Origin of the sequence: Phocaeicola sp. RTP21198st1_B8_RTP21198_201120, from assembly GCF_040929485.1 — a bacterium.
GTDB lineage: Bacteria > Bacteroidota > Bacteroidia > Bacteroidales > Bacteroidaceae > Phocaeicola > Phocaeicola dorei.
The window spans coordinates 1-12,286 of record NZ_JBCOCI010000106.1 but is presented as its reverse complement, the minus strand read 5'-3'; the positions used below and the strand labels follow the sequence as shown (position 1 = coordinate 12,286).

Sequence of the window (12,286 nt, the reverse complement as noted above, 5' to 3'; positions counted from 1 at the left end):
CAAAATCCTGAGCAACTTTTTGTTGCTCAGGTACTTAAAAAGTTTAATTTATAATAGTGTTGCGGAATTAAGGTTTAAAATACTATCTTTATCATTTACACAGACTACGGTGAACTTCTCTATATTGTTTGGTGATTGGGAGAAAGTGCTTTTTGTGGTAAACAACAATATTAAAAGTAATGTTATAATTTTTTTCATGTGATTGGACTTGTTGGTTAAAGCAGTAGCAGATTATTAATTAAGATTTTACTCTTCTGATAATAGATACTTCATACTGCAAAGTAAATATTTTTTTGTTTTAAGGGTTATAATTGTTAAAATGCAAAAATAGCCTGCATCTGCCAATCTGTCAAGGGCTGTTTTTCATAAAAAATGTTCAATTCTTTGGTATTTCTTTTGGATTTTCTTGGTATGAAATTTCTGATAGATTATATGAAAAGTGATTTGAAGGCTATTGCAATTCTTTTAGAGTGGTGCATTAAGCAATGGGAAGTTTTAAAAGCTTGATTGGCATTTGAATGCTTTATCTTTGTAATTTGAACAAAAAGTAATAAATAAAAGAGGTATATGGACATTCTTGTATGGGGTGGTCTTGGAAATTCCGATTATTTGGAAAAAATGATGTCGTTTTCCAATATATATTTGTACTTTTGGCTGAAAAGAAAACAAGGTATATCTCGTGTTTATATTTGGTGTTTTTTTATATGTATTTTAAATGGACTGAGGTTTTATGACAAACATTATAGATAATATGCTCTCTTTGTGTCCGGTTTCTGAAGATACGATACAAGAACTGAAAAAATGTATGATTTTATGTCGTTTCCCTAAGAAATATCAGTTAATAAAGGAGAATACATTTTGTAAATCAGCTTATTTCATAGAAAAAGGAATGACGCGTTCTTTCTGGCTTGTAAATGGAGAAGAAATAACAACCTCCTTTTCATGGGAAGGAGGTATTGTTTTCAGTATGGACGAGTTGTACTATAATAAGCCGAGCGAGGAATTTGTGGAAACGCTTGAAGATGTAGTTGTTTACAAAATATCATTAGTTGATTTAACCAAGCTGTTTCAGACTAATATTGAATTGGCTAATTGGGGGAGGATTATTCATCAAAATGAGTACAGGCGTTTGCATCGTTCTCACAAAGAACGGCTGACTTTGCCTGCAAAAGAAAGATATGAGGAGTTTAAACAACAGTTTCCTCAAATATGCCAACGGGTGAAGTTAAGGTATATTGCATCTTATTTGGGTATAACACTTCCCACACTTAGTCGTCTTCGAGCTAAAAAATAATTTATGTATTACTGTTTTTTTGTCATAGGACAAATTTAAAAGCCTTTAAGTTGTGTAACTTTGCAGCATTATTAGTAACGGTTAAAAAGAATTAATTATTAAATCTATTAATTTATTATGGAAAAAATCTCTTCTGCAGCATTTACAGATACAAAGCCTCATTATGATCTTCTTGATGGATTGAGAGGAGTCGCTGCTCTTATGGTAATATGGTATCATGTATTTGAAGGCTTTGCTTTTGCTAGTGCCGGTAATATCGAGACTCTCAACCACGGGTATCTTGCTGTGGATTTCTTTTTTATTCTTTCGGGTTTTGTTATCGGTTATGCGTATGATGACCGTTGGGGGAAGAATTTCACTATGAAAGACTTTTTCAAACGCCGTTTGATCCGTCTTCATCCGATGGTAATTATGGGTGCTGTTTTGGGAGCTATTACGTTCTGTATTAAAGGTTGTGTGCAATGGGATGGAACGCATGTCGCCATTTCCATGATTATGTTGTCTTTGCTTTGTACAATATTCTTTATTCCTGCCATGCCGGGTGTGGGATATGAAGTTCGTGGTAATGGTGAGATGTTTCCATTGAACGGACCTTGCTGGTCCCTGTTTTTTGAGTATATAGGTAATATTCTTTATGCGTTGTTCATTCGTCGTTTGTCTAATAAAGCATTGGCTGTGCTGGTTGTGTTGCTGGGTATGGCATTAGCGTCATTTGCTGTTTTCAATGTATCTGGTTATGGGAATATGGGAGTGGGATGGACACTCGACGGAGTGAATTTCTTAGGTGGAACCTTGCGTATGCTTTTCCCATTCTCGTTGGGTATGTTGATGTCGCGTAACTTCAAGCCTATGAAGGTGAATGGGGCATTTTGGATATGTACTATTATACTGATTGCGCTGTTCTCGGTTCCTTATCTGGAAGGATTGGAGCCGATTTGCATGAATGGTATTTATGAAGCTTTTTGTGTAATTGCGGTTTTTCCTTTTCTTGTGTGGCTGGGGGCGTCGGGTACTACTACGGATAAGCACTCTACAAAGATATGCAAGTTCTTGGGAGATATATCCTATCCGGTTTATGTAGTACATTATCCGTTGATGTATTTGTTCTACGCATGGTTGATTGAGAATAAACTTTATACATTGGGAGAAACTTGGTATGTAGCTGTGGGTGTTTTTGTTTTGAGTGTCATTTTGGCTTGCCTGTGTCTGAAACTGTATGATGAGCCCGTAAGAAAATGGCTGAGTAAGAAGTTTCTTGCTCCCAAATAAAAATACTGCATTTCTTGATGGATGTTCATTAAAAGGTCGGACACTATACAAGAAGATATTACAGCTTTGAATAACTGACAATTAGATGAATGGCATCCGATCTGTAAATTCGGATGCCTGCATTCGATTATTTCAAAATGGGCTTTAGGATTGATTTCCTTTTTTGGCAATAGTCACACATGTTGATGAGAGCATTCCGAGCATAGACCTTTCAGGACATAATTGATACTTTGTACGGTGAATCCGGGAGGTAGTGTCACGATGGGCACGTGGATACTTTTCATACAAAACGTGCGATGACAGTTCTCACAATAAAAGTGAGTGTGGAGATCGTCTACCTCACAATTGCAATCATTACTGCACACGGCATATTTTAACGATCCTGTGCCGTCATCAATGCCATGAACCAAATGATGGGCTAAAAAAAGGGTTATGGTGCGGTAGATGGTTGATTTGTCTACCGTATCCAATTCGTTTTCCAAATCCAACAGTGAAAATGCTTCTTTGTGCTGCATCATGGTTTTTAGAATAAGCAGACGTATGGCTGTCGGTTTGATTTCCCGCTGTTCCAATTTTTTTAAATAGATTGTTTCATTCATAGGTCAAATCATTTTATTCTTTTCATTTCTGTATTCTCATTGCATTAAAAATGGCGAGTAAAGCTACGCCTACATCTGCAAATATAGCTTCCCACATAGTGGCCATTCCGCCGGCTCCTAATAGCAATACTAACAATTTCACTCCGAATGCCATCGATATATTTTGCCATACAATGCGATGGGTCTGTTTTCCTATTTTTATAGCTTCCGCTACTTTACTGGGTTGGTCTGTTTGTATCACTACATCCGCAGTCTCTATAGCAGCGTCACAGCCTAGACCACCCATGGCAATCCCAACATCGCTGAGTGCCAGTACGGGAGTATCATTGATACCGTCTCCTACAAAAGCTACACGATTTTCAAAATTTGCTTTTAATTGTTCTAAATGTGCTACTTTACCTTCGGGTAGTAAATCGCCGAAAGCATGTGTGACACCTATCTTTTCGGCTAAATTAGAAACAATTGTCTGTTTATCTCCCGATAATATTTGAATATTATTAATATTTAAGTCTTTCAGCTCGCGGATGGCTTGTACAGCATCAGGTTTTGGGGTATCCGCCAATGAAAGATATCCCAAATATTTGTTTTCCATTGCACATAGCACGATTGTTTCTGTCATGTTGCTGATTTCATAGGGAAAAGAGATGCCGTATTTTGATAATAACCGTGTATTTCCTACATATACTTCTTTACCGTTTGTTACGGCTTTTATTCCATATCCGGCAAATTCAGTGATTCTCAGTGACGAGTTAAGAGATATACTTTGTTCTTCCGCATATTTGACAATGGCTTTTGCGATAGGATGATTGCTGAAACTCTCTATAGAGGCGATAAGTTGAAGCAGTTCCTTTTGCGAAACACCTTCGGCTGCCGATATTGCCTGAACACTGAATACACCTTGGGTGAGTGTTCCGGTTTTATCGAATACTACGGTGTTTATTTGGGTTATGGCATCTAGATAATTACCCCCTTTGAAAAGAATCCCTTTGTGAGATGCGGCACCAATACCTCCAAAGTATCCTAATGGAATGCTGACCACTAATGCGCAAGGACATGATATGACTAGGAATACTAAAGCCCGATAGAACCAATCATCAAAAACAAAAATGAATTCAGGTTTTATCAGAGAGTATAAATAGGGGAGTATGACAACTAGTATCGCCAGTCCTGTCACTATCGGTGTATAAATTCGTGCAAAACGGCGGATAAATAATTCGGCAGGGGCTTTTCTTTCTGCTGCATCTTGTACTAAAGTGAGGATACGTGCTAACGTACTTTGATCATACGGTTTGTTTACTTTGATCCGTACCACTTTATCTGAAGCGATCATTCCTGCTAAAACTTCTTCTTGTTTATATAGAGTCCGGGGAACACTTTCTCCGGTTAGGGCGGCCGTATTAAATGAAGCGGAATCTTCCAGTAAAAATCCGTCTAGAGATACTTTTTCTCCAACTTTTACTTCAATGGTTTCTCCTGGCTGTACTTTTTCCGGTGCTGTTATTTTATATGTGTTATTATATACTACAGTGGCTGTTTCGGGACGTACATCCAATAATGCTTTGATGTTGCTGCGTGCTTTGTGTACAGCTTTGTGTTGGAACCATTCACCTATGAGATAGAACAGAATAACGGCAATACCTTCCCAGTATTCTCCTAGATAGAATGCTCCTGATACAGCTATCCCCATTAAAGTGAATTCATTGAAAACTGATTCTAATTTTATTTTTTTCATTGTTTCTTTTTATTTATGGCAACAAAGATAGTGGAAAGAAGATGCAACTAAATTGCAAATTATATTGTACTTTTACATCGGGTAATTTTTTATATACATGAAAAAAAGATATTGGGCTTTTTTGATAGGAAGCTGGTGTTTGTCTGTGGGAATGCAGGCGGCCAAAGTGGATACTTTGTCGGTACATAGTGACGCAATGAATAAGGAGGTTCAGGTAATTACCATCTGTCCGGATAAAGCCATGGCAGGTGAAAAATGTCCCGTACTTTATCTGCTTCACGGATATGGAGGCAATGCGGGAACGTGGCTCGGTATAAAACCGGAATTACCTCAAATAGCTGACAAGGAAGGAATCATTTTTGTTTGTCCGGACGGGAAGAACAGTTGGTATTGGGACAGCCCTTTGAATAAGGAGTACCGTTATGAAACATTCGTATCAAAAGAATTGGTGAACTATATTGATAAGAATTTTACTACGAAAGTGGAGAGAGGGGGACGTGCTATCACCGGGTTAAGTATGGGTGGTCATGGAAGTTTATGGTTGTCCATCCGTCATAAAGATGTCTTTGGAGGAGGAGGTAGTATGAGCGGAGGTTTAGATATCCGTCCGTTTCCCAATAATTGGGAGATGAAGAAGCAATTAGGCGAAGAAGCGAGCAACAAGCAGAGATGGGACGAACATACGGTAATTAATCAGTTGGATAAGATAAAAAATGGTGATCTGGCTGTTATAATAGATTGCGGTTGTGATGATTTCTTTCTGGAAGTGAATAAGGCTGTACACGAAAAACTGTTGAAGAAGAAAATAAATCATGACTTTATCATCCGTCCGGGCGAGCATACAGGCAGGTATTGGAATAATGCCATAGACTATCAAATACTATTTTTCAGTAAGTTCTTTAATAAATCGAAATAATAAAATGGATAAAATTGTTTTTATTACAGGAGCTTCCAGCGGTATCGGTGCCGGATGCGCTCGCAAGTTTGCTTCACAGGGAGCAAGTTTGATTTTAAATGCTCGTAACGTAAATAAACTGAGTGCATTGAAAGAAGAATTAGAAAAGCAATATGGTACGGAAATATATTTGCTTCCTTTTGACGTGCGCGACCGTAAGGCGGCAACGTCTGCTTTGGAATCATTACCCAAGGAATGGCAATCCATTGATATACTGGTGAATAATGCTGGGTTGGTTATCGGTACGGATAAAGAACAGGAAGGTAGTCTGGATGAGTGGGATATTGTCATAGATACTAATGTTAAGGCTTTGCTGGCAATGACACGCCTGATTGTACCGGGAATGGTGGAACGTAAACGAGGACATATTATTAATATTGGTTCTATTGCCGGAGATGCTGCTTATCCGGGAGGTAGTGTGTATTGTGCTACAAAGGCCGCTGTGAAAGCTTTATCGGATGGACTGCGTATAGATTTAGTTGATACTCCATTGAGAGTGACTAATATTAAACCGGGGTTGGTAGAAACAAATTTTTCAGTTATTCGTTTCCGAGGAGATAAGGAAAAGGCGGATAATGTATATAAAGGTATTCGTCCATTGACGGGAGATGATATTGCGGAAACTGTTTATTTTGCTGCTTCTGTACCAGAATATATGCAGATTGCAGAAATGTTGGTTATGCCTACTTATCAAGCTACAGGGACAATTGTTTCACGCAAATAAAAGAGGTAGAAGAGATATAAATAAAGGCGACCCTTTATAAAGCCGCCTTTATTCTTACCTTCTCATTTTACCTTCTTACCTTAAAAAACAATTATAATTCAATAATCAATGATTGACGTGCACCGACTGTCATATTTTTGGTAAGGTCAATTTTTTTGCCACTGATAAGTTCTTTACCGCTTTTTGAGTCATTTGTCATTATGCGGTAGTGGTTATTAGCCACCACTTGTTCGGCATTGGTGCTGTTTAGGACAATGAGTTCAGTTTTCCCAGAATTAGTACGTGCGTACATATATATTCCGTGTTGGGGAATATGGTACTTAACTGTTTTCTTTTCCATCTTCGTTTAATTTAGTTTGGTTTTACGGCGGCAAATTTATATGTTTTTCAGCATATCTTATATAACTAATCATTCAAAATTCATAATAAATCATTCATTTCTTAATCTATATCAATAAAAAATCCTCTTCCACATATTAGTTGAAGAGGATTTTATTTGTTGTTGTTCAATGAATTACATCAAGAATCCAAGTAAAATACCGGCTGCTACGGCAGAACCGATTACACCAGCTACGTTGGGACCCATAGCATGCATCAACAAGTAGTTGGTAGGATCATATTCCAAACCAATAACCTGAGAGATACGTGCCGAGTCGGGAACAGCAGATACACCGGCATTACCGATAAGCGGGTTGATTTTGTTATCCTTACCTAATACCAAGTTGAATATCTTCACGAAGATAACTCCAGAAGCAGTAGCAATGATGAATGACAATGCACCCAGCGCGAAAATCAAGATCGAATCAATGGTAAGGAACTCTGAAGCTTGCGTGGAAGCACCTACTGTCAATCCTAATAAGATGGTAATGGTATCAATCAGCGGACCGCGGGCAGTTTCTGCTAAGCGACGGGTTACACCGCTTTCTTTCAATAAGTTACCAAAGAAAAGCATACCCAATAGAGGCAGACCCGACGGAACCAGAAAACAAGTAAGTAACAAACCAATGATAGGGAACATTACTTTTTCTGTATGAGAAACGACGCGTGGTGGTTTCATACGGATCAAACGTTCGTGCTTGGTAGTGAGCAGACGCATGATAGGCGGCTGGATAACCGGTACCAATGCCATGTATGAATAGGCTGATACCGCAATAGCTCCCATCAGGTTAGGCGCCAGTTTGGATGAAAGGAAGATTGCTGTCGGACCGTCCGCACCACCGATGATGCCGATAGCACCAGCCTGCATCGGATCAAAGCCCATTGCCAATGCAATCATGTATGCACCGAAAATACCAAACTGTGCGGCAGCACCAATCAACATCAGTTTAGGATTTGAAATCAATGCCGAGAAATCCGTCATTGCACCGATACCTAAAAAGATAAGTGGTGGATACCATCCGGAGGTAACTCCTTGATATAAAATATTAAGAACAGAACCTTCCTCATAGATGCCGACTTTCAGTCCGGCTTCCATGTTGAAAGGAATATTACCGATCAAGATACCAAAACCGATAGGAATGAGCAACATCGGCTCAAATTCCTTGGCCACGGCAAGGTATATGAAGAATAAACCTATCAGGATCATTACGATATGACCAACAGTAGCATTGGCAAAACCCGTATATGTCCAAAAGTCAGCTAGGTTATTCCCTAAAAAGTTGATAAATTCTCCCATATTATTCAATAATTACAAGGTCAGTACCTTCGAGAACGGATTCTCCTTTACTTACATTGATTGCGGTGATCTTGCCGTCTTTGTCTGCGTTGATGTTATTCTCCATCTTCATAGCTTCAAGGATAATGATGGTTTGCCCCTTTTTTACGGTATCACCAACATTTACCTTAATATCAAGGATTACACCTGGCAACGGAGATTTAACGCCCGATTTTCCTGTAGAAGTTGCAGCAGGCTTTACTACTGTAGTTGGAGCCGGAGCAGGGCTGGTTGATGCAGGACGAACTACCGGTTTCACTACAGCTTTCGGGGCTTTTTCCATTTCTACTTTGTAAGGAGTGCCGTTTACTTCAACATGAGCGATATTATCTTCTATATCTCCAATGGCAACCTTATATATGTTACCGTTAATCTTATATTTATATTCTTTCATCGTTTTATCTTTTTATTGGTGACTTACTTTTTGTGGGGAGTTTCACGCAAGGTATAAATCTTAGAACTCCACGGTGAATAGCTACGTTTTACACGAGTAATGGTAAGAACAGTTTCTTCTACATCGTGTACATCGCTTTGCATTTCGTGCATAGCCATGGCAATTGCGGCGAATACTTCGCCTGGAGCTTCACCCAGTTTCTTTTCTTTGGCTTCTTGTTTGTCGGTAATACCTTTTACCTTCATGGCATTGCGCTTGCTCAGGTTGACAGAAATACGGCCTATAACTTTGAAAGCAATAAACAGAAGGAGCAAGCCTACGAATACGACACTCATAGCTGATATGGACATACCAATACCCACACTGTCATGTTCTTCAAACTTTTCCATCTTAGCGTTGCTGTTGATAGTCTTGTTGTTAGTGCTAGGAGTTACATACTTGTCTGCACTAGAACCTTTTACTTCCCATTCATTTGCAGCGTCGCTGACACGTGCGTATGATTGGTTTGCCTGTAATGTACCTGCAGGAACTATAATCTGATCCAATAATTTCTTGCCTGAATCATACAAGCCGATCCAATTGTTCGTTGCGGCATTCAGGGTGAAGTTGGTGTGGAAAGTACCACGGTTAGGTTCACCATCTGCCCAGAACAAAGCGTGCTGGCGAGGTTTGATCAAAGTCAATACATCACCTTTAGGGATAAAATAAGTAGCAGTATCTCCAGGCTGGCTGCTCACTTTCAGTAAACAACCGGCAAGGTCTGCGCTACCAAATGATCTATTGAATATTTCAATCCATGCGCTGTGTACTCCGTAGTCATCTTGGAAATTGCTTTCATTTTCAATCAGCACTTCATTCAGTACCAGCTTGGTGTTTGATTTCTGTTCTCCACAAGAACATAAACCCACCATCAGCAGCAAAGAAAGGAATATTCCTATATTTAATTTCTTCATGTTCAATTCTCAATTTTTAATTTTTAATTAAAGAGGAATATTACCATGCTTCTTAGCCGGATTGGTTAATTTCTTAGTTTGCAACTGTTGCAATGCACGGATGATGCGGAAACGGGTATTACGCGGTTCAATCACATCATCAATATAGCCATATTTGGCAGCATTGTAAGGATTGGCGAACAGCTTGGTGTATTCAGCTTCTTTTTCGGCTAGGAATGCGGCAGGATTTTCCTGTTCTTTGGCTTCGCGGGCGTATAATACTTCTACTGCACCTGCACCACCCATAACGGCGATTTCGGCAGTAGGCCATGCATAATTCATATCACCGCGAAGTTGTTTACAGCTCATTACAATGTGAGATCCGCCGTATGATTTACGCAGGGTAATTGTTACTTTGGGTACAGTCGCTTCGCCGTAAGCATACAGCAACTTGGCGCCGTGGAGGATTACGCCGTTGTATTCTTGTCCTGTGCCTGGAAGGAATCCCGGAACATCTACCAATGAAACAAGAGGTATATTGAAAGCGTCGCAGAAACGTACAAAACGCGCACCTTTACGTGACGCATTGCTGTCAAGTACACCCGCCAGGTATTTTGGCTGGTTTGCAACAATACCTACAGATTGTCCGTTGAAACGTGCGAAACCAATGATGATATTTTTAGCGTAGTGAGGTTGGACTTCCAAAAACTCACCATTATCTACGATGGCGCTGATCACCTCATACATATCGTATGGTTTGTTGGGGCTGTCGGGGATAATTTCGTTCAAAGAGTCTTCCAGACGGTCGATAGGATCGGTACAGTCTACATAGGGAGCTTCTTCCAGATTATTTTGAGGAATATAGCTTAACAATTTGCGGATCATGGCTAACCCTTCTTCTTCCGTCTTGGCAGTAAAATGAGTAACACCGGATTTGGTAGAATGAACGCTTGCACCACCTAAGTTTTCTTGGCTTACATCTTCACCTGTAACAGTCTTTACCACTTTCGGTCCGGTAAGGAACATGTATGATGTGCCTTCCATCATCAATGTGAAGTCTGTCAGCGCAGGAGAGTAAACAGCTCCGCCTGCACAAGGACCGAAAATACCTGAAATCTGTGGAATAACACCTGAAGCAAGAATATTGCGTTGGAAAATTTCAGCATAACCGGCCAGCGCATTGATACCTTCTTGAATACGTGCGCCACCCGAGTCATTGATACCGATACAGGGAGCACCCATTTTCATGGCTTGATCCATTACTTTGCAGATTTTCAGAGACATTGTTTCTGACAGAGAACCGGCAGAAACAGTGAAATCCTGTGCAAAGATGTAAACTAAACGTCCTTCTATGGTACCACAACCTGTTACTACACCGTCGCCCGGATAATGTTTTTTCTCCATGCCGAAATTGGTGCATCTGTGTTCCACAAACATATCCATTTCTTCGAAACTGCCTTCATCCAGCAACATGGCTATGCGTTCGCGGGCTGTATATTTTCCTTTTTCATGCTGTTTTGCAATTGCTTTATCACCTCCACCCATGCGTGCTGTAGCCCGGCGTTCGATAAGCTCTTTTATTTTTTCAAGTTGATTGCTCATTTTACTTATGATTTTACAATTTACGATTAAAAAATATTTCTATTTACGCTTGAACCAGACTAAATACACTGATTTCAATCGTGAATAGTCAGATCTCGTGTTTTATGGTTTTTCGCAAAGCTCAGTCAGGACGCCCAAAGTTGATTTGGGATGTAAAAAAGCAATTTGCAAACCTTCAGCACCTTTACGCGGAGCTTTGTCAATGAGACGGATGCCAGTGGTTTCCGCTTCGGCTAACGCATTTGCCACACCATCTTCCACTGCAAAAGCCAAATGATGCATACCACCGTTGCCATTATTTTTTTCAATGAACTTTGCGATAGTGCTTTCGGGGCTTGTAGGTTCCAGCAGTTCTATTTTAACATCACCTACTTTCAGAAAAGCGGTTTTAACTTTCTGATCCTCTACTGTTTCGATATTGTAGCATTTCAGACCTAATACGTTTTCATAATACGGCAGGGCCTCTTCAATGCTCTTTACGGCAATGCCCAGGTGTTCAATGTGTGAGATTTTCATGATCTTATAATTTTAATAGTTTGGTTTTATACTCAAGTTTTCAGATAAAACTGCACAAAGAAAGTAATTTCGAGTTAAATAAAGAAATATTTCTTCAATTTTATTTCTTATTTGCGAGATGCTTCACAACACTTTAGACAAAAAGACAAAAATGAATTAAATATAGAATTTGCACAAGAGTTTGTTCAGCCACTTCCAACTGAAGCGGAACCAGCGGCGTGTACTGCTCTGCTTGCCGCCAAAGCGGAGTATAAAGTCCCTGTAACCGTGCTTTTTGAACGGTAATCCTGCATCCATGAATTCCAAATGTGCATATCCTTTTTCGTGAGCATAGGTAATAGGTGCCCATACGGCTAGAATACCGGGGTAAAGAAAAGCATAGGTTTTCCGCATACCTCCTGAGAACCACAGATAAGCACTTTCTTTTGAGAAAAGACAGATAGAACCACCTATGATTTTGCCTTTATATTTCACAAGAAACACTTTGGCTAATTCTTTTTCTGGGTTTTGCCATGCTAATAGCCGGAAAAAGCCGATGTCCGGGAAATGGTTTCT

The 12,286-nt window shown here is 39.6% G+C and carries 13 protein-coding genes; 4 read left to right on the top strand and 9 right to left on the bottom strand.

Translation table 11 applies throughout. The features are described from left to right. Window positions 1-730 precede the first annotated feature (730 nt). Window positions 731-1,294, top strand: a complete 564-nt coding sequence (locus AB5935_RS21965; RefSeq protein WP_007837625.1) for a Crp/Fnr family transcriptional regulator — start codon at window positions 731-733, stop codon at window positions 1,292-1,294. 117 nt (window positions 1,295-1,411) lie between these two features. After that, the gene (locus AB5935_RS21960; protein ID WP_038609066.1) at window positions 1,412-2,563 is read left to right on the top strand and encodes an acyltransferase family protein; all 1,152 of its coding nucleotides are present in this window, start codon (window positions 1,412-1,414) and stop codon (window positions 2,561-2,563) included. Window positions 2,564-2,736: 173 nt separating this feature from the next. Here the strand turns inward: AB5935_RS21960 and AB5935_RS21955 are convergent, their stop codons facing one another. Continuing rightward, window positions 2,737-3,162: a Fur family transcriptional regulator gene (locus tag AB5935_RS21955; RefSeq protein ID WP_007837628.1), complete on the bottom strand. Its 426-nt coding sequence runs from the start codon at window positions 3,160-3,162 to the stop codon at window positions 2,737-2,739. 22 nt (window positions 3,163-3,184) lie between these two features. After that, a complete protein-coding gene (locus AB5935_RS21950) occupies window positions 3,185-4,894 on the bottom strand; it encodes a heavy metal translocating P-type ATPase (RefSeq protein WP_007837629.1) in 1,710 nt (569 codons plus the stop codon). 97 nt (window positions 4,895-4,991) lie between these two features. On the opposite strand from AB5935_RS21950, the gene AB5935_RS21945 reads away from it, so the two are divergent. Together AB5935_RS21945 and AB5935_RS21940 are read left to right on the top strand one after the other, a co-directional pair. Then, window positions 4,992-5,810 carry an alpha/beta hydrolase gene (locus tag AB5935_RS21945; protein WP_038609070.1) on the top strand — a complete coding sequence of 273 codons (819 nt, stop codon included), beginning with the start codon at window positions 4,992-4,994 and terminating at the stop codon, window positions 5,808-5,810. A 4-nt stretch (window positions 5,811-5,814) separates the two neighbouring features. Further along, complete coding sequence (locus AB5935_RS21940; RefSeq protein WP_007837631.1) at window positions 5,815-6,573, top strand: SDR family oxidoreductase; 759 nt, start codon at window positions 5,815-5,817, stop codon at window positions 6,571-6,573. Window positions 6,574-6,664: 91 nt separating this feature from the next. On the opposite strand, the gene AB5935_RS21935 is transcribed toward AB5935_RS21940, so the two are convergent. The 7 genes from AB5935_RS21935 to AB5935_RS21905 form a co-directional block, all read right to left on the bottom strand. Further along, window positions 6,665-6,913: a cyclomaltodextrinase C-terminal domain-containing protein gene (locus AB5935_RS21935; RefSeq protein WP_007837632.1), complete on the bottom strand. Its 249-nt coding sequence runs from the start codon at window positions 6,911-6,913 to the stop codon at window positions 6,665-6,667. Window positions 6,914-7,087: 174 nt separating this feature from the next. Further along, on the bottom strand, window positions 7,088-8,248 hold the full coding sequence (locus AB5935_RS21930; protein WP_005848291.1) for a sodium ion-translocating decarboxylase subunit beta: 1,161 nt from the start codon (window positions 8,246-8,248) through the stop codon (window positions 7,088-7,090). Between the two features lies 1 nt (window position 8,249). Further along, on the bottom strand, window positions 8,250-8,681 hold the full coding sequence (locus AB5935_RS21925; protein WP_007842592.1) for an acetyl-CoA carboxylase biotin carboxyl carrier protein: 432 nt from the start codon (window positions 8,679-8,681) through the stop codon (window positions 8,250-8,252). A 23-nt stretch (window positions 8,682-8,704) separates the two neighbouring features. After that, complete coding sequence (locus AB5935_RS21920; protein ID WP_007837636.1) at window positions 8,705-9,634, bottom strand: OadG family transporter subunit; 930 nt, start codon at window positions 9,632-9,634, stop codon at window positions 8,705-8,707. Window positions 9,635-9,661: 27 nt separating this feature from the next. Further along, entirely contained in the window at window positions 9,662-11,215 is a 1,554-nt protein-coding gene (locus tag AB5935_RS21915) for an acyl-CoA carboxylase subunit beta (protein ID WP_007837638.1), read from the bottom strand. 102 nt (window positions 11,216-11,317) lie between these two features. Then, a complete protein-coding gene (gene mce / locus AB5935_RS21910; protein WP_005847427.1) occupies window positions 11,318-11,731 on the bottom strand; it encodes a methylmalonyl-CoA epimerase in 414 nt (137 codons plus the stop codon). Window positions 11,732-11,887: 156 nt separating this feature from the next. Beyond that, window positions 11,888-12,286: GNAT family N-acetyltransferase (locus AB5935_RS21905; protein ID WP_368327566.1), on the bottom strand; the 399-nt coding region annotated here is incomplete at its 5' end.